The organism is Marinobacter mobilis (genome assembly GCF_900106945.1).
Classification (GTDB): domain Bacteria; phylum Pseudomonadota; class Gammaproteobacteria; order Pseudomonadales; family Oleiphilaceae; genus Marinobacter; species Marinobacter mobilis.
Window position 1 is genome coordinate 1 of record NZ_FNNE01000005.1, and the last position, 26,123, is coordinate 26,123.

The window sequence follows — 26,123 nt, forward strand, 5'->3', positions numbered from 1 at the left end:
CTACTAGGCAGATTCCTAAGCATTACTCACCCGTCCGCCGCTCGTCAGCGGGTAGCAAGCTACCCCTGTTACCGCTCGACTTGCATGTGTTAAGCCTGCCGCCAGCGTTCAATCTGAGCCATGATCAAACTCTTCAGTTTAAATCATACAGAAGCCGAAGCTTCTAAATCTGCTCAAGACAAAACTCAATGTTCGACGAGTCACTGTCTTGGTATTTCATGTCCGAAATACCTCAGCCAGCGCCCACACGAATTACTTAGTTAACTTTTTAAAGAGCTGGGCCGTTGCCCGATCAAGGCCGCGTATTCTACAGAGATCCGCGACCCTGTCAACCGTTTGTTTTCGCCGTTTTCGCTACTCTGAAAACCGCCGAAACCTTCCGGCCTCCTTCTCAAGGAGGAGGCGCACTCTACAGCAACCCGACCCCTTGTCAACCGCTGAACTGAAGTTTCTCTTAATTCAAAAAACTCAGTACTTTCAGTCGGTTATCTTTCGATTTCTGGCCCACCTCAGTGGCTTGCCCCTCGAAAGAGATGCGCATTCTACAGACCTCAGCGAGGCTGTCAACGGGGGATTTGAGAAAAACTCAAATCCCCGCAAAATTGCTTATTCCGTAATCAGGATACGAGCAATTTTCTTCTTACCTGCCTGGATAACCGCCTCATCACCAAGCGCAAACTCGCGATTGCCTTCCAGCTGCGCACCATCAATAAAGACAGCGCCACGACCCAACACATCACGAGCCGCTGCGCCATTCTTCACCAGCCCTGCCAATCGGAGCACGGCCGCCACCGGCAATCCACTCTGACCATCAAGACTGACTTCGACAGTTGGTACGTTTTCAGGAATCTCACCCAACGCAACCCGGTTACCCGCAGACTTATGCGCAGAGGCTGCCGCCTCCTCACCATGGAAGCGAGTGATAATCTCTTCAGCCAGAATCTTCTTGTAGTCCTGCGGGTTCGCCCCCGCATCTACCGCCTTGCGATATTCCGCAACCTCATCCATGGGACGGAAACTCAACAACTCGAAATAACGCCACAGCAGCTCATCAGGCATCGAAAGGAGCTTGGTATACATTTCACCAGGCGCATCATTGACACCAATATAGTTACCCAGCGACTTCGACATTTTCTGAACGCCGTCGAGCCCTTCCAGGATCGGCATGGTCAGAATCACCTGCGGCTCCTGGCCATGCCCCTTTTGCAGAACCCGACCCATCAGCAGGTTGAACTTCTGATCGGTACCGCCAAGCTCAACATCAGCCTCCAGCGCAACCGAGTCATAACCCTGCACCAGCGGGTAAAGGAATTCGTGGATCGCGATGGACTGTTCCGCCTGGTAACGCTTGCTAAAGTCATCCCGCTCCAGCATGCGCGCCACCGTATACTGGCCTGCCAGCTTGATCATGTCAGCCGCTGACAGCTTGCTCATCCATTCCGAATTGAACACCACGCGGGTTTTGGCAGGATCGAGAATCTTGAACACCTGCTCTTTATAGCTAACGGCGTTGGCCGCGACCTGCTCTTCGGTCAACGGCGGACGCGTCACACTCTTACCGGTCGGGTCTCCGATCATTCCGGTGAAGTCACCAATCAGAAAGATGATCTCATGCCCGAGATCCTGAAACTGCCGCAGCTTGTTGATCAGCACGGTATGGCCCAGATGGAGGTCCGGCGCAGTGGGGTCAAAGCCGGCTTTGATCCGCAGCGGGCGCCCCTGCTTCAGCTTGCTGACCAATTCCTCTTCCGGAAGCAACTCATCCACGCCCCGTTTGATAATCGCCAGCGCTTCGTCGATCGATACCATGCAAGATTTCCCTAAACATTCATTGGATGTAATCAGTTACAGAGCTCAACAAAACAAATCTGAGCGTTACCGCCCGGCCTGTTAAAGTACACCTGTCTATTTTTCAATCAACCCGGGCAGTTTTAAGGCGGGCATTATAGCAATGCAGTGAGCGAAAATCCGCGTGCAACATGCATGACGCATCGGCCGACGCTACCCTGAACGCTTTTTATACGGTAATCTGTTTAACTACACTTGAACGTTAACTTTAATTAGGCCATTCAACCTAACGAAGTAACTGACAAAATAGGTTTTTTAACGTGCTAAGCAAATTTCCAAAGACTCACCTCGCGGCCGCCGTTGTTATCGGTACGGTCGTCGGCACGGCGATGATGTTAAGCCCAAGCGCCGACGTAGAGGCTAAACGCATGTCGGTGTCACTGGACCTTTCGTCCGGTCATACCCAGGTTCTCGATATTCCAACCGTCGCAGATCAGCTAGAGGCCATCACTCCCGCCCCGACCGCTGCGGAACTTCCGGTGGAATCGGCCGTTATTGTGGACGTTCCGGCAGAACCCCAACTCAGCTGGTCGGACTTCCAGGTCAAGAGCGGTGACACCCTGTCTGCCCTGTTCCGCCAGGCCGGCTTTAACGATGGCCTGATGTTATCGGTCATTCACGGCGAAGGTGAGGCGGGTGACCTGCAACATCTTTATGCAGGCGAAACCATTTCCTTTGCCACCAACGATGCTGACGAACTGGTTGCCATCAATCTTCAGCGCAGCCGACTTGAATCCCTCAGAATTGAGCGTGGCGACGAAGGTTTCGTTGGCGAAAAGGTTATTCAGGAACCGGAAGTTCGCGTCACCTACGCTGAGGCCGAGATTGAAAGCTCGCTGTTTGGCGCCGGGCAGTCCGCTGGACTGACTGACAAACTCACCATGGAACTGGCTGGTATTTTCGGCTGGGATATCGATTTCGTACTCGACATCCGCCGCGGCGACCGGTTCAGCGTCGTCTATGAGGAACTCTATCTGGATGGTGAGAAGATTGATAACGGCCGCATTCTCGCTGCCAGCTTCAACAACCAGAACCGAGACCTGAGAGCCGTTCTCTATACCGACGATGACGGCGTAAGCGCGTACTACACGCCGGATGGCCGCAGCATGCGCAAAGCATTCCTGCGCACTCCGGTCGATTTCGCTCGTATCTCATCCCACTTTAACCTGGCTCGCCGTCATCCGGTACTGCACCGGATTCGCGCTCACAAGGGTACCGATTACGCTGCGGGCCCGGGCACACCAATACGCGCAGCGGGCGACGGCAAGGTCCTGCTCGCCGGGCGCAAAGGCGGCTATGGCAACACGGTTGTCCTGCAACACGGCAACAACATCACTACGCTGTACGCTCACATGCGCGGCTTTGCCCGCGGCGTCCGTACCGGTGGTCGCGTCACCCAAGGGCAGGTCATCGGCTATGTCGGCTCCTCCGGCCTCGCAACCGGACCACATCTGCACTACGAGTTCCGGGTCAATGGCGCACCGCGCAACCCTGTCACCGTACCGCTGCCGGATGCGGCGCCAATTGCCAGTCAGGAACTGGCACGCTTCAAGGCGTCTACCCAGAGCGCCCTGGCCCAGCTCGACACCTACCAGAGCACATCCACTCTAGCCCTGGCACCGACTGAGTGATGACATGAAGCCCGCCGCCTATATCGGACTGATGTCAGGAACCAGCATGGACGGTATTGATGCGGTCCTGACCTCATTCAGTGAAGGCCGGGCGGTTATTCACTCGACCTGTACAATCTGCTATCCCGATGAACTCAAGCATCGCCTGATCAAGCTGTGCCAGAATCAGGGCTGCCCGGATGAACTCGGCGCCCTGGATCATGCGATCGGTGAACTGTTCAGTCAGGCTGCCCTTGGCGTTCTTGATTCTGCGGCCGCTGCTGATGTCGATGTAAAAGCCATCGGCAGCCACGGCCAGACCATTCGCCATCAGCCCCGCGGAACAAACGCCTTCTCCATGCAACTGGGCGACCCCAACCTGATCGTCGAGGCAACGGGAATAACCACCATTGCAGATTTTCGCCGCCGGGATATGGCCGCGGGTGGCGAAGGCGCCCCGCTGGTTCCGGCTTTCCATCAGGCGATATTTGGCAGCCCCGGACAGAATTTGTGCATCGTCAATATCGGCGGTATCGCCAACATCAGCTGCCTGCTCAACACTCCGACCGAGCAGGTCTACGGATTTGATACCGGGCCAGGCAACGCCCTGATGGACGCCTGGTGCCTGGACCAGACCGGAAAAAGTTACGACGAGAACGGCGACTGGGCCAACGAAGGACGGGTCATCCAGCCCCTGTTAAGCGACATGCTGTCCGACGCCTACTTCACCCTGCCGGCCCCCAAGAGCACCGGCAAGGAAAAATTCAATCTGGACTGGATCAAGACCTTTCTCAACCGTCACCCGGACACCTCCCCCAGCGACGTACAACGCACCTTGCTGGAATTGACCGTGATCTCGATTGCCAAACAGTTACCCGAGTCCGCGGACCTCAAGGTGTATATCTGTGGTGGGGGCAGCCGCAATCGACTTCTGATGCAGGAGCTTCGCCGGGCCTGCTCGCCCTTTAGTGTCAATTCCACCGCGGAGATAGGGCTCGACCCGCAATGGGTGGAAGCCGCAGCGTTTGCGTGGTTGGCACAACAAACCCTGAACCGGAAGCCAGGGAACCTGCCTGCGGTAACGGGGGCAAAGGGAGAGCGAATACTGGGAGCGGTCTATTGGCCCTGAGAGCTCAGGGCCAATAACAGAGACGGGGGTGGTCAGATGGAAAACGACGATCCACAACCACAGGTAGAGCTGGCATTTGGGTTCTGCACCACAAACTGAGAACCTTGCAGGCCTTCCTGGTAGTCGATCGTTGCCCCCACAAGGTATTGATAGCTCATCGGGTCCACCAACAATACCGCACCATCTTTCTCAATCACGGTATCGTCTTCATCCTGGTTATCATCAAAGGAGAAGCCGTACTGGAATCCGGAACAGCCGCCACCCGTGACAAATACCCGCAGCTTGAGGTCAGCGTTACCTTCCTCCTCGACCAGCTCGCGCACCTTGGCCACCGCACTGTCACTGAAGAACAGCGGCGATGCTACTTGTTGCTGAACTACACTCAAGGTTGCCTCCGGCGAATCGATACGAATTGGCGACAATTATCATATTCCTGACTAAAACAGTCAATTATTCAGCATCAACGGTTTCTTCACCGTTCTCCGCTTCAGCCCGATGGGTGGCCATCGGCTGATGCCGGTCCAGCAGGCCAACCGGCTCCTTCTGATGCACCAGATTGCCGTTTACCGCAGCACCCATCGCCATCTCGATCAGGTTGTAGTAGACATTGCCATGAATGGACGCCTTGGCCGCCAGCTCAAGGTGTTCACTGGCATACACATCGCCATGCACGGTGCCATTAATAATGACATGAGGAGCATGAATGTTGCCTTCGATCTCTCCGACCTCAGAAATCCGCAACACGGCGGAACTGCCTTCTTCGGCCACGACCTTGCCATGAATCTTGCCGTCCACATGCAGACCACCTGAGAACTGCAAATCGCCAGCAATGGATGTTTTTGCCGAGATCAGGGTATCGAACTGCCCTGCAGGGCGTCGTGATTGTTTCTTTTTGCCAAGCATTTTTTTAGTTCTCCGTGAGTTGCATCCACTCAAAAGTACGTTCCGCCTGAGATGACTTACGCCCCTGAGCCTGCGCGACGACCTGTACTTCGACAGGTTCGAAACCTTCGGGCACCGTCAGGTAACCCTCAAACTCCTGAAAGTAGCGGAAACGGAATTTTACGCCGAGATCGATAATGTCTTCGGACAAATCTCTCAGTGCGATCACTTCCTTGAGACCGTCACGGAGACCAATCACGTTTACGGCCACCACTCCACCAATATAGCTGCTGTTATCCCCCACCTGGGTCAAAACCAGCTTGAAGCCAAAACGGCGAGGCTCCCGCATGGCGCTCAGCGTCAGGCGATCAACCTGCAGGCCATCGCTGATCTCTGAAGGCGCCATGATATTGCGGTAGAACGTCAGGTCAGCCTTGAGGGAAATGATTTCTCGCTCCAGAGCCGCAATGCTACGCCGGGCCTGACTCAATGCCAGCTCATCAATCTGGTGGCCACGCTCGAGCGTCACCAGACGCTGCTGTGCGTTCTGGAAGTCCTCATGCAGGGAATCCAGCTCTTCCACCAGCGAATTCCGCGACTGCAGAACACTGGAAAAACGGAACCCGCCCTGGGCAAGCCCGACAGCATAACCCAGGACTGCGCACCCGACAGAAAAGATCAGCAGGATGGTTGTCCGCCGCAACCGGCGCCCAGGGCGATGACGGACAACAACGTACTCTTCGGAAGGCTTTCTGCTCGTGCTCACAAGCGGTCCTATGGCAGCATCGCCGGTGCTTGCAGGCCAAGGTTTTCCTGAAGCCCGAACATGACATTCATGTTCTGCACCGCCTGTCCGGCAGCCCCCTTGACCAGGTTATCAATCACCGATGTGATGATCACCAGATTGCTGTCTTCCTGGCGATGCAGGGCCATCCGGCAGTGGTTGGCACCGCGCACGCTGCGGGTATCCGGGTGGCTGCCAAACGGCAGAACGTCGACAAACGGCTCGTCCCGGTAACGCGCTTCATACAACGACTGCAGGCGATCAAAGTCGGCAGGGTTGTTGAGCTCGGCGTAGAGCGTGGCTTCGATACCCCGGATCATCGGCACCAGGTGGGGCACAAAGGTCACGCCCAGCTGGCTGTCTCCGGAAGCGGCCACCAGGCCCTGACGGATTTCCGGCAGGTGGCGGTGACCGGAAGCACCATAGGCCTTGAAGCTCTCACCAATTTCGCCGTGCAGCATCCCAACATTGGCCTGACGCCCGGCACCACTGGCCCCGGACTTGGCATCCGCAATAATCCGGTCGGTCTTCACCAGACCGTTTTCCAGCAACGGGATCAAACCAAGCTGGACGGCCGTGGGGTAACAGCCGGGATTAGCAACCAGCTGGGCGTCACGAATCGCCGCGCGGGCAACTTCTGGCAGTCCATACACCGCCTTCTCTGCCCACTCAGGCGTTTCGTGAGGCATGCCGTACCACTTGGCCCAGACATCCAGATCCTTGATACGGAAATCCGCTGACAGATCCACAACCCGCGTGCCCCGCGCAATCAGCTCCGGCGCGAGACGCATGGCCACCCCATGAGGGGTCGCGAAAAACACCAGGTCACACTGCGCCAACGTATCGGGATCTGGCTCGCTGAAGGCCAGATCGTAGTGGCCCCGCAGGTTCGGGTAGAGATCGGCAACGGCCAGTCCAGCCTCGGATCGCGAAGTAATACAGCTCACCTCAGCCTCAGGGTGGGTCGCAAGGATTCTGAGCAATTCCACACCGGTATACCCGGTACCGCCAACTATGCCTACTTTAATCACCGAACACTCCAGACTTTGACTAGCCACCGGGTGTTGTTACCACACCAACGGGGCAAAAATTTGGGCGCCTATTCTAGCACGATATCCCAACGGGTTATTGCAGCCACTACACGGTCCATTACAATACAGTTAAACCCTGTTTTGCATACCCTTCTACTCTCTCCGGACATTCGCACCCATGCGAAAGATCAGACAACGAATCACCGAGCACCTGATCCCCCTGTTCCGGCGGCGACTGTCTGGTGTCGATGCCCTACCCCAACTGGCACTGCTGGGTCTGCTATCGGGCCTGGTGACGGGCGGCGTCATTCTTATCTTCCGCATGGCCATTGAACTGCCCCTGGAGTATTTCCTGCCGAACAACGATTCCGAGGCCTTTGAGCAGCTCGCTCCGCTGACTCGTGGGCTGCTGCCCCTTGCGGGCGCCCTGTCGCTGGGACTCTTCCTGCACCGACTCGCGCTGCAGGACCGTAAGGTAGGTATCGTCCATGTCATGGAGCGACTGAACTACCACCAGGGTTACCTGTCGTTTCGTAGTGCTCTGGTTCAGTTTGTGTGTGGTGTTGGCACCGTCATAACCGGCCAGTCTGCCGGTCGCGAAGGCCCCGCGGTCCATCTGGGCGCCGCATTTTCCAGCCTGCTCGGCCAGCGCATGCGATTGCCCAACAACAGCATCCGTACCCTGGTTGCCTGTGGCTGCGCGGCGGCTATTTCAGCCTCCTTCAACACCCCCATTGCAGGCGTCATCTTTGCCATGGAAGTGGTGATGATGGAGTACACCATCGCCGGCTTTACCCCCATCATTCTGGCGTCCGTCTCCGGCGCCATCATTACCCGCGCTGTCTACGGCTCCGAACCCGCCTTCACCGTCCCGGCCATGACCATGAATTCACTCCTGGAAATCCCCTGGATTCTGGCCATTGCCGTCATCATTGGCATCGCTGCTGCCGCGTTTATTTTCCTGCTCGACTATACCGGCCGCTATCACCAGCGCCCGGTGTTACTGCGGATCAGCGTTGCCGGACTGCTGATGGTGCCCTTCGCCATCGCAATCCCGGAAGTGATGGGCATCGGCTACGATACGGTGTCACTCACCATTCACAACCAGCTGCCGTTCTGGCTGATGCTTACCGCCGCGCTTGCCAAGCTTGTCGTCACCGCCCTGACCCTCGGCCTGGGCATGCCCAGCGGCGTTATTGGCCCTACGGTGTTCATGGGAGCCACCCTTGGCGGCGCCATGGGACTGATTGGCGCGATGATCGCCCCGGAGAGCGCCTCCTCGGTCGGCTTCTACGCCATGCTGGGCATGGGCGCAATGATGGGTGCGGTGCTCCAGGCCCCACTCGCGGCCTTGATGGCATTACTGGAACTGACCCTCAACCCCCACATAATTTTCCCCGGCATGCTGACCATTACAGTGGCCAGCATGGTGACCAGCGAAGTGTTTGGTCAGAAATCGCTGTTTATCACCATCCTCAAAAGTCAGGGACTGAGCTACCAGAACTCTCCGGTGATCCAGGCCCTGAGACGGGTGTCCGTCGGCGCCATCATGGATCGAAGCGTGATGCGGGTACCCCGCCAGCTTCCTCTGGAGGAATGCCGCCAGGCACTCAAGTCCGGCAGTAAATGGCTGGTCATTGATGGCAGCAGCGGCCCGACGGCCCTGATGCCTGCGGTTGACCTCGCCCGCTATCTTGAGGACAAGACTGCGGAATGCCAGGAGGCAAACGGTGAACTGCCAGAATCCATCGACCTGGTGGAGATTCCTGCCAACCGTCGCGACGTGGCTGCGGTACAATACCAGGCCACGCTGGAGGAGGCCCTGCAGGCATTCGACGACAGCAAGGCAGAGGCGCTCTATGTGCAGCGCCATGTGGCCCCGATGATCCAGCGCATATACGGTATCGTGCTGCCCACGGACATCGACAGCTATTATCAATATCGCCGGACGTAGGCCAGCAGCGGCAGGAATTACAGAAACAGGAGCTATGGATGTTGTGGGTTAAAGCCTTTCACCTGATTGCGATGGTGTGCTGGTTCGCCGGGATTTTCTACCTGCCCCGGCTGTTCGTGTACCACGCCGCCTGCGACGATGAGCCTGGGCGGGAGCGATTCAAGGTCATGGAACGCAAGCTCTATCGGGGCATAACCACACCCGCGATGATTGCAACGGTGGGACTGGGTCTTTGGCTAATCAGCTACAACCCGTCGTTCTATCTCAGCCAGGGCTGGCTGCACGCCAAGCTCACACTGATCGCCGTGCTGATTGGCTACCACTTTTACTGCGGCCGCCTGGTCAAGGTCTTCCGCGATGACCGCAATACCCGTAGCCATGTGTTTTACCGCTGGTTCAACGAATTGCCCGTACTGATTTTGCTGGCTGTGGTCATTCTTGCCACGGTTCGGCCGTTTTAAGGAGCTTTGCCATCGAACTTCATCAACGCCCACAGGTTCTGGTGCTGTCGGGGCTCGACCCCTCCGGCGGCGCCGGCATCCAAGCCGACATTCAGGCCATTACAGCCCTCGGCGCTCACCCGCTGCCGGTCATTACCTGTCTCACTGTGCAGGATACCCGCAACGTCTACAATGCCACCGCCGTTGATGCCCGGTTAATCCACGAGCAGCTGGAATGCCTGGCCGCAGACACCCCATTCCAGGCAATTAAAACAGGCGCTCTGGGCAACGCCGAGATTGTCGATACCCTGCTGGACTTTCTTGCCGACAAGCCAGACATTCCACTGATCGTTGATCCGGTGATCAAGGCTGCTGGGGGCGGCGACCTTGCCGATCAGGTCTTGATCACACGGATGGCAGAGGCGCTGTTTGCCCGCGCCGACCTGATCACGCCAAACGGCATCGAACTGGCCATGCTCGGTGCCAACGAGGACCTCGCCAGCGCCGCAGGCAACCTGCTCAGCGCGGGCTGCCAGGCCGTTCTGGCAACAGGTGGTCATGGCACTGGTGATCATATTGAAAACACCCTGTATCGGCCCGGTCAGCCACCTCAAAGCTGGCAGATCCGGCGGGTTGGGGGTGAATATCATGGCACCGGCTGCACCCTGGCCGCATCCATTGCTGCCGGAAGGGCTGCGGGTCTCAGCCAGCCAGAAGCCATCGCACAGGCCCAGCGGTTCGTATCGATGGCGATCGGACAGGCCATGGCCGTGGGCAAGGGCCAACCGGTGCCCGACCGCAACGGCCGCTTGCCATCATGAGTACTGCCTTTAACAAAGGCCTGCGCCCAGGCCTTTACGCCATTACCGACAACACCCTGACACCGTCATCACAACTGCTCAGCGCGGTAGCATCCGCCATTCTTGGCGGTGCCGTATTGGTGCAGTATCGGGACAAATCATCCACCTCCAGCGAGCGGCTGCGTCAGGCTGCGGACCTACAGAGCCTTTGTCGAGAGGCCGGGGTTCCACTGATCATCAACGACGACGCCGAATTGGCTCACCGGGTTGGCGCAGCTGGCGTTCACCTGGGGCAAAGCGACGTCTCATTGACGGAGGCCCGCCGGCTGCTGGGCGACCAGGCGATCATTGGCATGACCTGCCACAGTGATCTGGAACTGGCCCGGACCGCCGACGCCGCGGGCGCGGATTACCTGGCGTTTGGGCGCTTTTACCCGTCATCCACCAAACCCGGCGCCCCACCCGCCAACAAACAGGTGCTGGCTCAGGCCCGTCAGTTCCGGCGGCCAATCACCGCCATTGGCGGTATCAGCGCCGATAATGGTGCCGAACTGATTTGCAGTGGCGCTGACATGCTCGCCGTCGTTGGCGGCCTGTTCGGCCACCCCGATATCGAACATCAGGCGCGTCGGCTGAGCCAGCTGTTCGCCGACCACCACCCACTCTTTCACCGTCATTCCTAATGGGAGCTACCGACTCATGACCCAATCAGAAAATCTCTTCGCCCAGGCTCAAAAATACATTCCCGGCGGTGTTAACTCACCGGTGCGGGCCTTCAAAGGCGTGGGCGGCACCCCTATCTTCTTCAACCATGCCGAAGGCGCTTACCTGTACGATGAAGATGGCAATCGCTACATCGACTTCATCGGTTCGTGGGGGCCAATGATTCTTGGTCACTCCGACGCCCGCATCAAGGCCGCACTGCATGCCCAGGTAGACCTCGGCGTAGGTTATGGCGCGCCCACAGCCATCGAAACCGATATGGCCAAAAAGGTCTGCGAACTGGTGCCGTCCATCGAGATGGTGCGCATGGTCAACTCCGGTACCGAAGCCACCATGAGCGCGGTTCGCCTGGCCCGGGGCTATACCGGTCGGGACAAGATCGTCAAATTTGAAGGCTGCTACCACGGTCATGTCGATTCGTTGCTGGTCAAGGCCGGCTCCGGTGCTCTTACTCTCGGCGTACCCACGTCACCGGGCATTCCGGCGAGCCTCGCGGAACACACGCTGACACTGAACTTCAATGATATGGATGAGGTCCGCGACACCTTTGCCCGAATGGGTGATCAGATTGCCGCGATCATTGTCGAGCCGGTGGCCGGAAACATGAACTGCATTCCTCCTGTGCCGGGCTTCCTGGAATGCCTGCGGGAAGTCTGCGACGACAGCGGTGCGGTATTGATCTTCGACGAAGTCATGACCGGGTTCCGGGTCGCCCTCGGCGGCGCCCAGAGTTACTACGGGGTCACCCCGGACCTGACCACCCTGGGCAAGGTTATTGGCGGCGGTTTGCCCGTGGGCGCCTTTGGTGGCAAGCGCGAGATCATGGAGTACATTGCCCCACTCGGCCCGGTCTACCAGGCCGGCACCCTGTCCGGAAACCCGCTGGCAATGGTGGCTGGGCTGACCTCCCTGAACGCCATTTCAGAACCGGGCTTCCACGACAGCCTGGCGCAGAAAGCCGCCGCCGTCCGCGACGGTTTGAAGGCTGCTGCCGACAAGGCCGGGATTCCGATGACCGTACAGGGGGCCGGCGGCATGTTCGGATTCTTCTTTACTGACGAACCCAGCATTACGCGCTTCGATCAGGTTATGGCCTGTGATGTTGAGCGCTTCAAGGCCTTTTTCCAGGGCATGCTTAAGGAAGGCGTCTACCTGGCGCCATCCGCATTTGAAGCCAGTTTCGCCAGTGCGGCCTTGTCGCAAGAGGACATCGATCACACTTTACGCGCCGCAGAAAAGGTTCTCGCCTCACTGTAACCCCTCTGGTAAAAACACTCATTCCTCCCAAGCTATTGGTTCGGCAGCATAACCTGCCGAACCAGGCAAACTCTCCGCCGTCCTGCTTAAATTGAATGTAATGATGGGGCAACACTTTGCCCGAAGTTTTCCCTTACTCTATTGGGAGAACACAGCCATTAACCTGTTCAGGACATAGGGAGCAGTTATGATCCACAACAATCTCAAACTCAGTGCCGCCATCGCCATGACCTCATTGCTGGCCGCCTGCGGCGGTGGCTCCGACTCTGCAGCCACCGGCCAGGTCAGCATCGGCATTACCGACGCCCCGGCTACAGAATTCAGTGACGTCACCATTGCGTTCACCGGTATTGCCCTCAAGCCTGCCGGCGGTCAATGGATCGAGTTCACCTTTGACAACACCAAGACCTGGAACCTGCTGGATCTGACCGGCGGTTTGAGCGAACCTCTGATCACCAACGAAGAAGTTCCCGCTGGTGAATACAGCGAGCTGCGACTGAAGATCGATACCGACAACTCATACGTCGCCCTGTCAGACCAGCCCGACGTGCAGCTCACACTTGCGGTACCCTCCGGTGAACAGAGTGGCCTGAAGCTCAAGGGTGACCTGATCGTCGCAGCCGACACCACAACCGCCTTCACGATCGACTTTGATGTCGCCAAGTCCATCGTCAACCCACAGGGTAACTCCCTGGCCGACTACCTGCTCAAGCCATCGCTGCGCCTGCTCAATAACCTGGAAGTCGGTTCCATCAGCGGTACCGTGGACTACGCCACGATCAATTCCACTCGCGGAGGCGATGCCGGCCTGACCGATTGCGCCGTAGGCTATGAAGGCGCTGTTTATGTCTTTGCAGGTGCCGATGTTACCCCGAGCGACCTGAATATCGCCGATGACGACACCTCGAATGACCCGCTCATGGTCCTTCCCGTCAGCGACGCCGACAATGACGGACTGTACGAGTACACCGCTGCTTTCCTGACGGCCGGCACCTACACGCTGAGTTACAGCTGCCAGCTCGACGACAACGAAATCACGGATACTGCGCTGGACACCAATCCGTTACAGTTTGAAGGTACCCAAAACGTCACTGTGATCGTCAACGAAGACGTACCGGCAGAAACCATTCCGCTGGCCCCCTGAGGCACACCGTTCACACCAATGAAAGACAAAAGGGGCCTTACGGCCCCTTTTGTCGATATAGCGCTGGCTAAAGCAGGCGTGACGGCATTCCTGTCAGAGTGACGAAGCCCGTGCCTCGGCCTGATTGGCCCCGGCCACATTTCCCCGGGCCCGGCGGATATCCGCCAGCAACAACCAGCCGGTACGCTGCATCCGTACATTGCTGCCCGCCAGCGACAGGCCCTTCAGGGTAAACTGCTCCGCGGCCCCCAGGTTGTTGGCGGCCACATAGGCCTCGGACAATTTGAAATACACTTCCGGCGAGCGCGGAGAAATCCGCTGGGCCCGTTCCAGCTGGCCAATGGCGGCCGGCACATTGCCCTGGGCCAACAAGCTGTCGGCCTGGCGAATCAGACTAGCCGCCGCACCCGACAGGGTCTCGCCTTCATCCCGATAGCTCGGTGAGGGTGTGGGCTCCCGTTCGGCAGGCGAAACCGCCGGTCGCGAGGGTGACGTTTGCGGTGCTGGAGCCGGCTCCGGCTCAACCCTCGCCGGAGGGGGATCAAACCCCGGGGCCGGAGCTGAAGGCACATAGATGCTGGTGCCGTTACTGGTCGCGCATCCTCCCAGCACAAGGGCACCGGCCAGCAACCCGCAGGTGATGTAATTTGCCTTGGTCATCAGAACAGTCCTTCAAACCAGCTTCGTAGCTGGCGCTGCAGAGTTCCCCCGCAGTTGCGGGTCTGTGTTGGTTCGCTCCCTGCGATAAAGGGGACCAGCCTGGCCCCTTCGCAGAACTCGTCTGTCAGGGCGCCTGTTTGCGGATCAATCCAGTGATATTGAACGCCATCGGGAATCACCGGCGACAACCCGTGTTGCGGCACGCTGGCCATAAAGTCGGCCCAGACCGGCAACGCTCCGGAAGCTCCGGTTAGCGAGGTTGGGCCATTGTCATCACGACCAACCCAGGTCACCGCCAGCAAGTCGCCACTGAAACCCGCAAACCAGCTATCGCGACCATCATCGGTGGTACCGGTCTTGCCGGCCAGCGCCAGATCCCGTGATATCCGACGGTAAGCCCCGCGCCCGGTACCCTCCTGCATGGTTTCCTGCATGGCATACTGAACCAGATGAGTGGCCGCCGGATCCAGCACCTGCTCCACCGCCAGCGGGTAACGGGACAGCGGCTCGCCGCTCGCATCGGTTACCTGGCGAATGGTACGCAACGGCGTGTTGAACCCCGACGTCGCCAGCCCCTGGTAGACCTGGGCGACGGTCACCGGCGCCATGGGCACTGCGCCCAGCAGCATCGACGGATAGTGCGGGATGGCCTCCGAAACGCCCAGATCCTGCAGCAGGTCGACGACTGAATCCACGCCCACATCCAGCCCCAACCGCACGGTGGGCAGGTTGTACGAACGCGACAGCGCGGTATGCAGAGCCACGTCTCCGCGCTCCAGACCATCGTAGTTCTTCGGCTCCCAGCGTTGACCATTATCGAACACCAGTGCAAAGCTCTTGTCCTGCAATGGGGTGATCAAGGTGTAGCGCTGCGGCTGTGCCAGCGCTGCCAGGTAGACAAAGGGCTTGACCAGAGAACCGATGGGCCGGCTGGCATCCAGCGCACGGTTGAAGCCCGCAAAGCGGGGATCGCGGCCGCCGACCAACGCCAGAACTTCGCCGCTGTCGCGACTGGTGACCACCATTGCCGACTGCAGGCCACCATCACCGTTACCAGGATCAATGCGGTCCAGCGTCTGTTTGACCGAGAACTCCGACGCATACTGGATAGCCGGATTAAGCGTGGTGAAGATACGCAGCCCCTCGCTTTGCAGATCTTCTTCCCGATAGTCCCTTGCCAGGTGCCGGCGCACCAGATCAATAAAGGCCGGATAGCGGTTTTCGGAGAACGACGGCCGCGAGGTCACCCCCAGATCCCTGGCCTTGGCTCGCATTGCCTCTTGCTCAGTGATGGAGCCATTACTCGCCAGTACGTCAATGACCAGGTTACGGCGCTCCAGCGCCCGCTCCGGATGCCGCCGGGGATCATAATAGCTGGGTCCCTTGACCATCCCCACCAGCAACGCGACCTGGTGCAGGTCGAGCTCCGCCAGCGGCTCGCCAAAATAGAACTGACTGGCCAGACCAAAGCCGTGAATGCTTCTGACGCCCGCCTGACCCAGGTAAACCTCGTTCAGATAGGTCTCCAGAATATCCTGCTTGTCGTAGTGCCACTCCAACAGCACCGACATCAGCGCCTCATTGCCCTTGCGGACCAGAGTCTGCTCCCGGCTCAGGAAGAAATTCTTGACCAGCTGCTGGGTTAGCGTACTGCCACCCTGAACCACCCGCCCGGCTTGCAGGTTGACCCACATAGCGCGGGCGATGGACATCGGCGCCACCCCGAAATGCTGGTAGAAGTTTCGATCTTCCACAGCCAGCAGCGTGTCCTCGAATAAAGGCGGCAGATCGCTGAGCTGAATAAGAATCCGGTCTTCCTTGTGGGCGGGATAGATGCCCCCGATCTGAGCCGGCTCCAGACGGACAATCGGCGACGACGGACCGATCAATACACGAAAATCCGTCACCCGGTCTCCTGACACGGTCAGCGCAAGGCGGCGCTTTGGCTCAGCCCCATCGCTGAAGGTAAAGCCCCGGGTACTGATGATAAACCGGCCACCGCTGCGGCTATAGGTTCCCGGGCTCGAACCGTTGCCGGGGCGGTAACCGGCCAACTCCAGTTCACGCCCAAGGGCCCCGGCACTGATACTGGTACCGTCATAGAGCTCCAGGGGACGGGCATAGACTCTCGACGGCACTTCAAAGCGGCGCCCTTCGAAACGATCGGTGACCACCGCGTCCAGATAGACCATCCAGCCAGCCAGGATGACCAGACCCACCAGAATCAATCGCCCGAGGATACCCCACAGGCCACTACGACGGCTGGCCGGCGCTTTCCCGGAGGCGGATTTTTTACTGTTTTTACGAGATTTAGCTGATTTTGCCATGGCCGGATTATACCCAAAGCCACCTGAACAGTTGCAGGTGCGATCTGTGTTATTTCTGTAATGTGCCCGCTATGATAAGCGGCATGATAAAAACCGATACGTACAAGGAGCGGCCGTGAGTGATACCAATTCCCCTAACCTGATCCAGGCTTTACAGAACCCGGAACTCTATGACCATGCCGTCGCCGGCTTCCAGGTGCTGGAAACCCATATTTCCTGGGTCATCCTCACGGGTGAGTATGCCTACAAGATCAAGAAGCCGGTCGACTTCGGCTTTCTGGACTTCTCGACGCTGGATCGCCGAAAGCACTTCTGCGAGGAAGAAATGCGGCTCAACCAGCGTTTGGCCGAACCGCTGTATCTTGACGTACTGCCGATTTGCGGCTCACCGGAGCAGCCCCGGCTAGATGGGTCTGGCGAAGCTTTCGAGTATGCCATCCGGATGCGACAGTTTGACCAACAGGATCTGTTCGATGCCCGCCAGGAGCGCAACGATCTGCCCGCCGACCTGCTGACCACCCTGGCCCGTCAGGTAGCTGAATTTCACGACCAGCAGCCAGGTTTGACCGATGACAGCCCACTGGGAACGCCGGAAGCGGTGTTCGCAGCCATGCAGGAAAACTTCGACCAGATTCGTCCGCTGCTGTCGGACAAAACGCTTCTGAGCCAACTCGACAACCTCGAAGACTGGACCCGGACCACCTTTGAACGGCATCGCGACCAGATCGCCCAGCGCCGCCAGGATGGCTACGTGCGCGAATGTCACGGCGACCTCCACCTGGCCAACATCACCGTGTTCAACGGTAACGTCACCGTATTTGACGGCATCGAGTTTAACGAACCGTTCCGCTGGATCGACGTCATCAATGATCTCGCCTTCCTGCTGATGGATCTGGAGTCCCGCCAGGAGTTTGCACTTTCCAATCGCGTGCTCAACAGCTACCTGGAATATCGGGGGGATTTTGAAGGGCTGGCGCTGCTGTCTCTCTACAAGGCATATCGCGCTATGGTTCGCGCCAAGATCGCGCTGTTCACCCTGGGCAACCCGACCCTGTCAGATGTCGAGAAGGCCAGTCTGATGCAGCGCTACCGGGACTACGCAAACCTGGCCGAAAGCTACAGCGAGATTCCCAACCATTACCTGCTCGCAACCTGCGGCCTGTCGGCCAGCGGCAAGACCTGTGTCAGCGCGGAGATGTCTGCCGAACTGGGCCTGGTGCGACTGCGTTCGGACGTTGAACGCAAGCGTCTGTTCGGGCTCAAGCCGCTGGCGCCGAGCCAGTCGGGCGTTGGCGAGAATATCTACACGCCTGAGGCGACGGAAAAAACGTACCAACGCCTGGCCCGGCTGGCCGCGATGCTGCTGGAAGACGGACTGTCGGTGATTGTCGACGCCGCCAGCCTGAAAGTGTCGGAGCGGGCGCTGATTACCGATGTGGCAGAAACCCATTGCGTACCGTTTGCCCTGCTGCACTGCGAGGCACCGGAAAATCTCCGCCGCCAGTGGATTCGCCAGCGTCAGGACGACGCCTCAGAAGCGACTGAAGAACTGCTGGATGCCCAGATGACCTGGTTTGAGCCGCTGACCCAGGACGAGAAAAGCCACACCATTCATATTCATACAGAACAGGAACATGTAGCCGAGGCCCTCGCTGACCGCATTCGCCAGCACCTCGGACTGCCCACCGCCTGACTGGACTAGACTGAGGATACATCGGTCTGGAGGCAACTCCCGACCGATGCCACCGTGATCCCGGGAGTAGTGAGATGGATTCAGACATGATTCGCCAGATTGACGACCCGCTCTACGAGATTCTCCACAACGAGAATATCGCCGCCTTCAACAAGGCCAAGGCAGCGGCTGACACCGTGGCCAGTTTCGCCTTTGGTGATTTCCGGGGGCTTGATCTCCGGGGCATGGAGGCCAGCGGCATGGATTTCCGCAATGCCTACTTCCGCGGTGCCGACCTTCGCGGCGTTGACTTCAGCGGCAGCAATTTGGAAGGCGCCAGCATCGCCGGGGCCAAGATTTCCGGCTGCTATTTCCCTCGAGAACTTCACGCTGATGAAATCGTCATGTCGCTCAACCATGGCACCCGCATGCGTTATGGCGTGAACAAATGACGGACAGTTCCTGGCACACCGCCTGCGCACTCAATGCCCTGGAAGACAAGCAGGCGGCGGAGTTCACCCTTGACGACACCCCCGGATTTGTCATCGCTCACAAAGGCGAGTTACGCGCCTACGTCAACCGCTGCCCCCACCTTGGCATTGAGCTGAACTGGATGCCCGGACGCTTTCTCGACGCCGAGCAATGCTTTATCCAGTGCGCCACCCACGGCGCGCTGTTTTCCCTGGACAAGGGTCTCTGTATCGCGGGTCCCTGCCAGGGTGAAGCCCTGCAACAGCTCGATACCCGCATAGATCAGGACCAGATCCTGGTCAGGTTTCCAGAATAACCGGCACCGGGGTTGTCAGTGTCAGCTCACCACTGACCTCCTGACCACGGGCCAGCGCCGCCCGATAGGCCACCACCTCAACTCCGCTGGCCACGGCCTCAACCAGCAACGCACCATACTCCGGATCGATATGACGGGCCGGCCGTACCGATTTGATGCCGGTGTGGTTTACGCAGAAGAACAGCACAGCCCGCGCACCGGACAGGGCCTGAGCCATCAACTCACGCAGGTGTTTCTGCCCCCGGCTGGTAACCGCATCGGGAAAATATCCCAGGCCTTCCTCACACAAGGTGACATTCTTGACCTCCACCCAGGCGTCGGGCCGGGCCTGATGACCAGAGAGATGCAGGTCGATCCGGCTGTTTTCACTGCCGTATCGGACTTCCGCCCGGCATACCGGATACCCCTGCAGCTCAGCCACCTGCTGGCTCTCCACCGCTTCCCGGACCTGAGCGTTGGGTCGCGCAGTATTGATGCAGGCAAACTGGCCCGGCACGGTCTCAACCAGTTCCCAGGTGTAACGGAGCTTGCGCTTGGGGTTGTCACTTTCCGTTAACCAAACCCGGGCATGATCCGGCTTGCAGCCCAACATCGAGCCGGTATTGGGGCAGTGCGCCGTAACCATACGGCCATCCGCCAGTTCCACATCAGCAAGAAACCTTTTATAACGTTGGATAAGGCGGGCTTCGATCAACGGCGAAGGGAAATGCATGCTATGCTCCGGGAAGAGGACGACAAATGGCCTGCATGATACGGGACACCGGCGTCGTGACGCCAATCCGGTATAGCGTTGAGAAAGCTAGCGTACCAGAGGCTTATCTGCTATTTTCCGCAAATTCCCGTTTCAGGATTAACATTCTGGCCGCTAAAATCCAGAGTGTTGTTGTGAAGTACAAAAAAGAGGCCGGGTTACATGGCAAACACTGCTGAAAAACCACGTGAGAGCTTTACCAACTTCACCCCCTACACATTGAAGAAGGGTGAAGAGTACATGAGTGCCGAGATGCTCGAGCACTTCCGTCAACTGTTGCTGACCTGGAAACAGGAGCTGATGGAAGAGGTCGACCGTACCATGCACCACATGCAGGAAGACGCCGCCAACTATGCGGACCCGAGCGACCGCGCAACCCAGGAAGAGGAGTTCAGCCTGGAACTGCGTACCCGCGATCGCGAGCGTAAACTGATCAAGAAGATCGATCAGACCATCGACCGCATCGACAAGGACGATTACGGCTTCTGCGACCAATGTGGTGTCGAGATTGGCATTCGTCGCCTGGAAGCACGCCCCACCGCTACCCTGTGCATCGACTGCAAAACCCTGGCGGAAATCCGCGAGCGCCAGACAGGCATCTGAGCCCTCGGCCGACAACACGGTGCGCCGGGGCAACCTGACCGGCGCATTCAGGAAGCATGCCGACAATTCCATACCGGGGCCGCTTTGCGCCCTCTCCAACCGGCCCGCTGCATTTCGGATCGCTGGTCACTGCGCTGGCAAGCTTTCTGGAAGCCCGCACCAGCAATGGTTGCTGGCTGGTGCGCATCGAGGACCTCGACCCCCTCCGGGAATCACAGAGTGCCACCACCCGCATTCTGGCGTCCCTTGATGCCCACGAGCTCCACTCCGATGAACCCGTTCGTTTCCAGTCTGACCGGCGGGAGGCTTACCTCGCAGCCATCGAGCAGCTGAGGGCACAGCAACAGGCCTACCCCTGCACCTGTTCCCGCAAAGAGCTGCGAGAACACCCTGAACACACCGAAACCTGCCGACAACGAGCCCCGGTGTTGCCCGGAACACCTCACGCCATCCGGTTCGCGCTGCAGGAGCAAACGTTCAGCTGGTCTGACCAGCTCCTTGGCCCCCAAACCCTGGCCATCCGCGCTGGCGTGGACGATCCCGTCATTCTGCGTAAGGAAGGCTTTGTCGCCTACCAGCTGGCGGTGGTGGTGGACGACATCGACCAGAACATTAGCCACGTGGTTCGCGGCTCTGACCTGCTCGACACAACCGGCCAACAGCAGCAGATCTATCGTGCCCTGAATGCACCACTCCCCAGCTGGCTGCACATCCCCGTGATCCTAAACAGCAGCGGTCAGAAGCTCAGCAAACAGACCCATGCCCCCGCACTGGATGACTGCCAACCGGCACACAACCTTGTTCGGGCACTGGCTGCTCTGGGCCAGAATCCGCCGCCTACGCTGCGACAGTCCCCAGTGAGCACCGTGCTGGCGTGGGCAGTGGAGCACTGGCAGCGCGACCACGTTCCCCGTCAACCCCATCAGGAACAGCCGGCGCCAACCTTGCGGAATCCCTGACAGCGCCGCCGTGCTCGTGGTATAAACGCAGGTTGTCGCAACACTCAGGAAACCTTTGTCGGATGTATATCTATCGCCTGGTTTTCCTGCTGGTCCTGGCTATTTACGTATTCTCACCCAATATCCTGGACTGGTGGATCGCCCCCGGTAACGCCTGGTACACCCCTTACCTACTCTGGGGCGGACTGATCGTGCTTGGGTTCTGGCTCGAACTACGGCGGGACCCTAATGAGTTTTAGCCTGACCGCGTTGCTGTCATGCAGTTTGCTTTACCTCCTGCTGCTATTTGCGATTGCCCATCTGGCAGAGCGGGGCATCCTTCCCCGCAGCTGGATTCATCACCCTCTTACCTACATTCTCAGCCTCGGGGTATACGCCGGCATCTGGGCGGTGTATGGCGCCGTTGGCATCGCAGCGGAAACCGGCTATGGGTTCCTTGCCTATTATCTCGGCATCAGCGGGGCCTATTTGCTGGCGCCGGTCCTGCTTAACCCGATCCTCCGGATCGGCCGCGCCTATCAGCTGAGTTCACTGGCAGATCTGTTTGCCTTTCGTTATCGCAGCCAGTTTGCCGGCTCTCTCGCCACGCTATGCTCCGGCATCGCCATCCTGCCCCTGCTCAGCATGCAGATCAAAGCGGTTACCGATACCGCCAGCCTGCTGGCCCCTGGCGTTTCGCATGCATTGATCAGCACCCTGTTCAGCCTGACCGTGGTGCTGTTCGCCGCCCTGTTCGGTTCCCAGCGGGACCAGGGGTCGGAGAGCCATCGCGGACTTGTGGTGGCTATTGCGTTCGACTCGCTGATCAAGCTGCTCGCCCTGCTGGCCCTCTCCGGCGTGGCAATTTACTCAATCTTCGGCAGCTACCAAGGCCTGGAAGACTGGCTTGGAAGCCATCAGTCGCTGGCCGGTAACATGGAGCTCAACGTTGACGACGGTAGCTGGCGCGCACTGATGCTGATGTCCTTTGCCGGCGCCCTGGTACTGCCACACATGTTCCACATGACCTTTGCGGAAAACCCGAGCCCCAGGGCCCTGGCCAAGGCCAGCTGGGGGCTGCCGCTGTACTTACTGTTACTGGCGCTGCCGGTTCCGATCATTCTCTGGTCAGGCATGGAACTGTCGGTCAACACCCCGCCCAGCTATATGGCGATCGGGATTGCCCAGGCGCTGGAGAACCCGGCACTGGCACTGACCGTGTTTATTGCGGGCCTGTCTGCCGCCAGCGGACTGATGATCGTCAGCACCCTGGCGCTCGCCGGCATGCTACTCAATCACGTGGTGTTGCCATTGCGCACCCAGACCGATCACGGGGACATCTACCTCTGGCTGCGACGGATCAAGCGCCTGCTGATTGGCATCATCATTTTCACCGCGCTGCTGTTCCACGAAACTCTGGGCCAGCGCCTGGGACTGTTCCAACTGGGAATACTCGCACTCTCCGGCGTTCTGCAACTGCTGCCGGGGGCGCTCGGCGTGATCTACTGGCCGGAAGGTAACCGCCGGGGACTCATTGCGGGCCTGTTTGCCGGCATGGCGGTCTGGATCGTCACCCTGGTCATGCCACTGTCCTATGGCCCCAACCTGCTTGCCCTGGCCGATGCACCGCTGTTCCCCACTAACAATAACTGGCACATCTTTGTGTTCATCAGTCTGACGGTGAACATATCAGCGTTCGCCCTGGTCTCGATGGTCACCAAATCGAGCAGCGAAGAAAGCCGGGCTGCCCAGGCCTGTTCCTGGGGCGCGCTGTCCCGTCCCCAACGGCGGGAGCTGATGGCCAGTTCCTCCAGCGAGTTCGTGGAACAACTGTCGGAACCGCTGGGCCGGAACGTGGCGATACGGGAAGTCGAACGGGCCGCCCATCAGCTCAAACTGCCGACGGTGGAATTCCGGCCCTATCAGCTCCGGCGCCTGCGGGACCAGATCGAGATCAATCTGTCGGGCCTGCTTGGCCCTGCGGTTGCCCGGGATATGGTGAAGCGCCACCTCAGCTTCAAACCTCTGGCCAGTGACGGCGGCCCCCAGGACATCCATTACATGGAGCGGGCACTGGGCGATTACCAGAATCAGCTGACCGGCCTCGCCGGTGAACTCGACAGCCTTCGGCGCCATTACCGCCAGACCCTGCAGAATCTTCCGATCCCGGCCTGCTCGGTCGGCGAGGACGGTGAAATCCTGATGTGGAACCATGCCATGGTGGCGCTGACCGGCATTGACGCCGAGGTCGTCGTCGGCGGACGTCTGATGGCGCTGCCCGATCACTGGCACAGCCTGCTGGATGATTTTGTCCGCGGTGAAGACCAGCACCGCTACAAACACCGGCTGGACCTGCGCGGTCGCCCGCACTGGCTGAATCTGCATAAAGCCGCCCTGAGCGGCCCCGACCACACCGAAGGCGGCAGCATCATTCTGGTAGAAGACCAGACAGAAACCCGCTTGCTGGAAGACGAACTGATGCACAGCGAGCGCCTGGCCTCGGTCGGTCGCCTGGCCGCCGGTGTCGCCCATGAAATCGGCAATCCGGTCACCGGCATTTCCTCGCTGGCCCAGAATCTGAAACTGGAAACCGACGACCCGGACATCCTCCAGACAGCCGAGCAGATTCAGCAGCAGACCCGGCGAATCTCCACCATCCTGCAGTCGCTGATGAATTTTGCCCGTACCGGCAACCATGCCCAGGCCAACCGCTACGAACCCGCATCCATTCATCGCTGCGTGGAGGAATCCATCAATCTGCTGTCACTCAGTGACAAAGGGCGAGGCATCAGTTACCGCAACGATTGCCCGGAGGATCTCGTGGTCCTGGGGGATGAGCAACGACTGGTTCAGGTATTCGTCAACTTGCTGGCCAATGCCCGCGACGCCTCTCCCGAGGGCGGCGAAATCCGGGTCAGTGGAAACCACGAAGGCTACTCCGCTATTATCGAGGTCACCGATCAGGGGACCGGCATTCCGGCGGACCAGCTGGACCACATCTTCGAGCCCTTTTACACCACCAAGGGCCCGAACCAGGGCACCGGCCTCGGATTGTCGCTGGTGTACAGCATCGTCGAGGAACATTACGGCAACCTACAGGTTGAAAGTCCTGCCGACCCCGAGAACGAGCGCGGCACCTGCGTCCGCCTGCGACTTCCGGCTTATGATGCCGGCGGAGAGCTCCACCCACTAAGCCAGAACGAAAGGTCAACACACTGATATGTCTCGCATTCTGATTGTCGAAGATGAAGAGATCATCCGTTCAGCCCTGAAAAAGCTGCTACAGCATGCCGGCTATGACGTCTCCGACGCCGGCTCAGTGGACGACGCCGAACAGGGCCATGACCTGAACCAATTCGATCTCATCATTTCTGACCTGCGACTGCCGGGCGCTCCGGGCACCGAGCTGATCAACCGGGCTCCGGATACCCCGGTACTGATCATGACCAGCTACGCCAGCCTGCGTTCCGCCGTCGACTCGATGAAGCTGGGCGCCGTTGAATACATCGCCAAACCCTTTGATCACGATGAAATGCTTGCCGCGGTAGCAACCATCCTTAGCCAGAAAGGTGAGACCAAAACAGACTCGCGGGCCGAGGCCCCGGTCGCGCGCTCCGCGGAAGGGGACCCTTCTGCCATCATGTATGGCGAATGCGACGCCATGCAGCAGGTTTTCCACCTCATCCGCAAGGTCGCCCCTACCGAGACCACGGTACTGGTAAACGGCGAATCCGGCACCGGCAAGGAACTGGCGGCCCGGGCATTGCACCTGCTTAGCCCGCGGGCCGCACGGCCACTGATCTCGGTCAACTGCGCGGCAATCCCCGAAAGCCTGATCGAATCCGAGCTGTTCGGCCACGAAAAAGGCGCATTTACCGGTGCGGTCTCAGGCCGGACCGGCCTGATTGAAGCCGCCGACGGCGGTAGCCTGTTCCTCGATGAAATTGGCGAACTTCCCCCGGAAGCTCAGGCCCGGCTGCTGCGCGTCTTGCAGGAAGGCGAGATACGCAAGGTCGGTTCTACCCAGAGCCGCAAGGTCGATGTCCGGATGATTGCCGCCACCCACCGTAACCTGAAAGCCATGACCCGAACCGGCGAGTTCCGCGAAGACCTCTACTACCGGCTCAATGTCATGCAAATCCGCATTCCGCCGCTACGGGACCGAAAAAGCGACATTCTCGGGTTGGCCCGCCGCTTTATCAAACGCCAGGGCGACAAACTCGGCAATGCCAACCTTCACCTAAGCCCGGAGGCAATGCAGGCCCTACGCAGTTACCGCTGGCCGGGGAACGTCCGCGAACTGGAGAACGCCATTGAGCGGGCCAGCATTCTTTGTGAGGGCGATGTCATCACGCCGGTGACCCTGGATCTGGAAATCGAAGGTGAAGACGTCAATATTCCGCACGGATTGGTGGAAGGGGACAATGAACAGACCAAGCCTCAGGACACCGGCGAATCCAATGATCTGTCTCTGGAAGACTATTTCCAGCACTTCGTCCTGGAAAACCAGGACCGGATGAGCGAAACCGAGCTGGCCCAGAAACTGGGTATCAGCCGGAAATCCCTGTGGGAACGCCGCCAACGTCTGGGCATACCACGAAAGAAATCCGGGTAACGCCCACAGTGTTACCCAGTGTTACCGCAAGGAACACGTGTAGGTATAAAAACGGAGATGCGAGTAACACTTAAGTCTAATAATTCACCCCACCTTTAGTCCCATATTTTTTAACTACTTGTTAATAAAGGATTTTAAAAACCTGGCACACCCAATGCAACTACCACC

At 58.9% G+C, this 26,123-nt stretch carries 24 protein-coding genes and 1 rRNA gene; 16 read left to right on the forward strand and 9 right to left on the reverse strand.

Translation table 11 applies throughout. The annotated features are described in order from the left end of the window. Positions 1 to 140 (reverse strand): 16S ribosomal RNA (locus tag BLV11_RS08640); the annotation flags it as partial. A 466-nt stretch (positions 141 to 606) separates the two neighbouring features. Continuing rightward, positions 607 to 1,809: a tyrosine--tRNA ligase gene (gene tyrS, locus BLV11_RS08645; protein ID WP_091812589.1), complete on the reverse strand. Its 1,203-nt coding sequence runs from the start codon at positions 1,807 to 1,809 to the stop codon at positions 607 to 609. A 299-nt stretch (positions 1,810 to 2,108) separates the two neighbouring features. Here tyrS and BLV11_RS08650 point away from each other — a divergent pair, with 299 nt between their 5' ends. Both BLV11_RS08650 and BLV11_RS08655 read left to right on the forward strand, forming a co-directional pair. Then, the gene (locus tag BLV11_RS08650; protein ID WP_091812590.1) at positions 2,109 to 3,479 is read left to right on the forward strand and encodes an OapA family protein; all 1,371 of its coding nucleotides are present in this window, start codon (positions 2,109 to 2,111) and stop codon (positions 3,477 to 3,479) included. A gap of 4 nt (positions 3,480 to 3,483) precedes the next feature. Continuing rightward, the gene (locus BLV11_RS08655) at positions 3,484 to 4,587 is read left to right on the forward strand and encodes an anhydro-N-acetylmuramic acid kinase (protein WP_091812591.1); all 1,104 of its coding nucleotides are present in this window, start codon (positions 3,484 to 3,486) and stop codon (positions 4,585 to 4,587) included. 32 nt (positions 4,588 to 4,619) lie between these two features. Here the strand turns inward: BLV11_RS08655 and erpA are convergent, their stop codons facing one another. The 4 genes from erpA to argC form a co-directional block, all read right to left on the reverse strand. Continuing rightward, on the reverse strand, positions 4,620 to 4,973 hold the full coding sequence (erpA, locus tag BLV11_RS08660; RefSeq protein ID WP_091813203.1) for an iron-sulfur cluster insertion protein ErpA: 354 nt from the start codon (positions 4,971 to 4,973) through the stop codon (positions 4,620 to 4,622). 64 nt (positions 4,974 to 5,037) lie between these two features. Beyond that, complete coding sequence (locus tag BLV11_RS08665; protein ID WP_091812592.1) at positions 5,038 to 5,490, reverse strand: bactofilin family protein; 453 nt, start codon at positions 5,488 to 5,490, stop codon at positions 5,038 to 5,040. A 4-nt stretch (positions 5,491 to 5,494) separates the two neighbouring features. Beyond that, positions 5,495 to 6,235 carry a DUF6776 family protein gene (locus BLV11_RS08670; RefSeq protein WP_091812593.1) on the reverse strand — a complete coding sequence of 247 codons (741 nt, stop codon included), beginning with the start codon at positions 6,233 to 6,235 and terminating at the stop codon, positions 5,495 to 5,497. An 8-nt stretch (positions 6,236 to 6,243) separates the two neighbouring features. Next, entirely contained in the window at positions 6,244 to 7,284 is a 1,041-nt protein-coding gene (gene argC / locus BLV11_RS08675; protein WP_091812594.1) for an N-acetyl-gamma-glutamyl-phosphate reductase, read from the reverse strand. A 178-nt stretch (positions 7,285 to 7,462) separates the two neighbouring features. Here argC and BLV11_RS08680 point away from each other — a divergent pair, with 178 nt between their 5' ends. The 6 genes from BLV11_RS08680 to BLV11_RS08705 all read left to right on the forward strand — a co-directional run bounded on the left by BLV11_RS08680 (position 7,463) and on the right by BLV11_RS08705 (position 13,602). Then, positions 7,463 to 9,238: a chloride channel protein gene (locus BLV11_RS08680; RefSeq protein WP_091812595.1), complete on the forward strand. Its 1,776-nt coding sequence runs from the start codon at positions 7,463 to 7,465 to the stop codon at positions 9,236 to 9,238. A gap of 38 nt (positions 9,239 to 9,276) precedes the next feature. Then, positions 9,277 to 9,699, forward strand: coding sequence for a protoporphyrinogen oxidase HemJ (gene hemJ / locus BLV11_RS08685; protein WP_091812596.1), 423 nt, complete (start codon positions 9,277 to 9,279; stop codon positions 9,697 to 9,699). A 41-nt stretch (positions 9,700 to 9,740) separates the two neighbouring features. Continuing rightward, the gene (gene thiD / locus BLV11_RS08690) at positions 9,741 to 10,499 is read left to right on the forward strand and encodes a bifunctional hydroxymethylpyrimidine kinase/phosphomethylpyrimidine kinase (RefSeq protein ID WP_091812597.1); all 759 of its coding nucleotides are present in this window, start codon (positions 9,741 to 9,743) and stop codon (positions 10,497 to 10,499) included. Beyond that, on the forward strand, positions 10,496 to 11,161 hold the full coding sequence (gene thiE / locus BLV11_RS08695) for a thiamine phosphate synthase (RefSeq protein ID WP_091812598.1): 666 nt from the start codon (positions 10,496 to 10,498) through the stop codon (positions 11,159 to 11,161). Before thiD ends, thiE begins: the two co-directional genes overlap by 4 nt. Before the next feature lie 16 nt (positions 11,162 to 11,177). Continuing rightward, the gene (gene hemL, locus BLV11_RS08700) at positions 11,178 to 12,458 is read left to right on the forward strand and encodes a glutamate-1-semialdehyde 2,1-aminomutase (protein WP_091812599.1); all 1,281 of its coding nucleotides are present in this window, start codon (positions 11,178 to 11,180) and stop codon (positions 12,456 to 12,458) included. Between the two features lie 187 nt (positions 12,459 to 12,645). Continuing rightward, entirely contained in the window at positions 12,646 to 13,602 is a 957-nt protein-coding gene (locus tag BLV11_RS08705; RefSeq protein WP_245725968.1) for a DUF4382 domain-containing protein, read from the forward strand. 93 nt (positions 13,603 to 13,695) lie between these two features. Here the strand turns inward: BLV11_RS08705 and BLV11_RS08710 are convergent, their stop codons facing one another. Together BLV11_RS08710 and mrcB are read right to left on the reverse strand one after the other, a co-directional pair. Then, positions 13,696 to 14,262, reverse strand: coding sequence for a tetratricopeptide repeat protein (locus BLV11_RS08710; protein ID WP_091812600.1), 567 nt, complete (start codon positions 14,260 to 14,262; stop codon positions 13,696 to 13,698). After that, the gene (gene mrcB / locus BLV11_RS08715) at positions 14,262 to 16,589 is read right to left on the reverse strand and encodes a penicillin-binding protein 1B (RefSeq protein WP_091812601.1); all 2,328 of its coding nucleotides are present in this window, start codon (positions 16,587 to 16,589) and stop codon (positions 14,262 to 14,264) included. The genes BLV11_RS08710 and mrcB overlap by 1 nt, the downstream gene beginning before the upstream one ends. Positions 16,590 to 16,704: 115 nt before the next feature. Here mrcB and BLV11_RS08720 point away from each other — a divergent pair, with 115 nt between their 5' ends. The 3 genes from BLV11_RS08720 (at position 16,705) to BLV11_RS08730 (ending at position 19,048) form a co-directional block, all read left to right on the forward strand. Further along, positions 16,705 to 18,282 (forward strand): bifunctional aminoglycoside phosphotransferase/ATP-binding protein, encoded by a 1,578-nt coding sequence (locus tag BLV11_RS08720; RefSeq protein ID WP_091812602.1) that lies wholly within the window; start codon positions 16,705 to 16,707, stop codon positions 18,280 to 18,282. A 74-nt stretch (positions 18,283 to 18,356) separates the two neighbouring features. Beyond that, positions 18,357 to 18,713 carry a pentapeptide repeat-containing protein gene (locus tag BLV11_RS08725; RefSeq protein ID WP_091812603.1) on the forward strand — a complete coding sequence of 119 codons (357 nt, stop codon included), beginning with the start codon at positions 18,357 to 18,359 and terminating at the stop codon, positions 18,711 to 18,713. Then, entirely contained in the window at positions 18,710 to 19,048 is a 339-nt protein-coding gene (locus BLV11_RS08730; protein ID WP_091812604.1) for a Rieske (2Fe-2S) protein, read from the forward strand. Before BLV11_RS08725 ends, BLV11_RS08730 begins: the two co-directional genes overlap by 4 nt. On the opposite strand, the gene sfsA is transcribed toward BLV11_RS08730, so the two are convergent. Further along, entirely contained in the window at positions 19,032 to 19,760 is a 729-nt protein-coding gene (sfsA, locus tag BLV11_RS08735; protein ID WP_091812605.1) for a DNA/RNA nuclease SfsA, read from the reverse strand. The two genes, BLV11_RS08730 and sfsA, sit on opposite strands and share 17 nt — an antisense overlap. A gap of 201 nt (positions 19,761 to 19,961) precedes the next feature. On the opposite strand from sfsA, the gene dksA reads away from it, so the two are divergent. The 5 genes from dksA to BLV11_RS08760 all read left to right on the forward strand — a co-directional run bounded on the left by dksA (position 19,962) and on the right by BLV11_RS08760 (position 25,955). After that, on the forward strand, positions 19,962 to 20,402 hold the full coding sequence (dksA, locus tag BLV11_RS08745) for an RNA polymerase-binding protein DksA (protein ID WP_091812607.1): 441 nt from the start codon (positions 19,962 to 19,964) through the stop codon (positions 20,400 to 20,402). A 56-nt stretch (positions 20,403 to 20,458) separates the two neighbouring features. Continuing rightward, on the forward strand, positions 20,459 to 21,361 hold the full coding sequence (gene gluQRS / locus BLV11_RS08750) for a tRNA glutamyl-Q(34) synthetase GluQRS (RefSeq protein WP_091812608.1): 903 nt from the start codon (positions 20,459 to 20,461) through the stop codon (positions 21,359 to 21,361). A gap of 62 nt (positions 21,362 to 21,423) precedes the next feature. After that, a complete protein-coding gene (locus BLV11_RS18305; protein ID WP_175528315.1) occupies positions 21,424 to 21,600 on the forward strand; it encodes a hypothetical protein in 177 nt (58 codons plus the stop codon). After that, positions 21,590 to 24,559, forward strand: a complete 2,970-nt coding sequence (locus BLV11_RS08755; protein WP_091812609.1) for an ATP-binding protein — start codon at positions 21,590 to 21,592, stop codon at positions 24,557 to 24,559. The genes BLV11_RS18305 and BLV11_RS08755 overlap by 11 nt, the downstream gene beginning before the upstream one ends. Position 24,560: 1 nt before the next feature. After that, on the forward strand, positions 24,561 to 25,955 hold the full coding sequence (locus tag BLV11_RS08760; protein WP_091812610.1) for a sigma-54-dependent transcriptional regulator: 1,395 nt from the start codon (positions 24,561 to 24,563) through the stop codon (positions 25,953 to 25,955). Positions 25,956 to 26,123 lie beyond the last annotated feature (168 nt).

What these genes read in the sequence shown, in the direction of transcription:
- BLV11_RS08755 (WP_091812609.1), top strand. Translation starts at nt 21,590, where the DNA reads ATGAGTTTTAGCCTGACCGCGTTGCTGTCATGCAGTTTGCTTTACCTC.
- tyrS (WP_091812589.1), bottom strand. Translation starts at nt 1,809, where the DNA reads ATGGTATCGATCGACGAAGCGCTGGCGATTATCAAACGGGGCGTGGAT.
- mrcB (WP_091812601.1), bottom strand. Translation starts at nt 16,589, where the DNA reads ATGGCAAAATCAGCTAAATCTCGTAAAAACAGTAAAAAATCCGCCTCC.
- sfsA (WP_091812605.1), bottom strand. Translation starts at nt 19,760, where the DNA reads ATGCATTTCCCTTCGCCGTTGATCGAAGCCCGCCTTATCCAACGTTAT.
- BLV11_RS08655 (WP_091812591.1), top strand. Translation starts at nt 3,484, where the DNA reads ATGAAGCCCGCCGCCTATATCGGACTGATGTCAGGAACCAGCATGGAC.
- thiE (WP_091812598.1), top strand. Translation starts at nt 10,496, where the DNA reads ATGAGTACTGCCTTTAACAAAGGCCTGCGCCCAGGCCTTTACGCCATT.
- BLV11_RS08730 (WP_091812604.1), top strand. Translation starts at nt 18,710, where the DNA reads ATGACGGACAGTTCCTGGCACACCGCCTGCGCACTCAATGCCCTGGAA.
- dksA (WP_091812607.1), top strand. Translation starts at nt 19,962, where the DNA reads ATGGCAAACACTGCTGAAAAACCACGTGAGAGCTTTACCAACTTCACC.
- BLV11_RS08665 (WP_091812592.1), bottom strand. Translation starts at nt 5,490, where the DNA reads ATGCTTGGCAAAAAGAAACAATCACGACGCCCTGCAGGGCAGTTCGAT.
- BLV11_RS08760 (WP_091812610.1), top strand. Translation starts at nt 24,561, where the DNA reads ATGTCTCGCATTCTGATTGTCGAAGATGAAGAGATCATCCGTTCAGCC.
- BLV11_RS08725 (WP_091812603.1), top strand. Translation starts at nt 18,357, where the DNA reads ATGGATTCAGACATGATTCGCCAGATTGACGACCCGCTCTACGAGATT.
- hemL (WP_091812599.1), top strand. Translation starts at nt 11,178, where the DNA reads ATGACCCAATCAGAAAATCTCTTCGCCCAGGCTCAAAAATACATTCCC.
- BLV11_RS08705 (WP_245725968.1), top strand. Translation starts at nt 12,646, where the DNA reads ATGATCCACAACAATCTCAAACTCAGTGCCGCCATCGCCATGACCTCA.
- BLV11_RS08680 (WP_091812595.1), top strand. Translation starts at nt 7,463, where the DNA reads ATGCGAAAGATCAGACAACGAATCACCGAGCACCTGATCCCCCTGTTC.
- hemJ (WP_091812596.1), top strand. Translation starts at nt 9,277, where the DNA reads ATGTTGTGGGTTAAAGCCTTTCACCTGATTGCGATGGTGTGCTGGTTC.
- BLV11_RS18305 (WP_175528315.1), top strand. Translation starts at nt 21,424, where the DNA reads ATGTATATCTATCGCCTGGTTTTCCTGCTGGTCCTGGCTATTTACGTA.
- gluQRS (WP_091812608.1), top strand. Translation starts at nt 20,459, where the DNA reads ATGCCGACAATTCCATACCGGGGCCGCTTTGCGCCCTCTCCAACCGGC.
- BLV11_RS08710 (WP_091812600.1), bottom strand. Translation starts at nt 14,262, where the DNA reads ATGACCAAGGCAAATTACATCACCTGCGGGTTGCTGGCCGGTGCCCTT.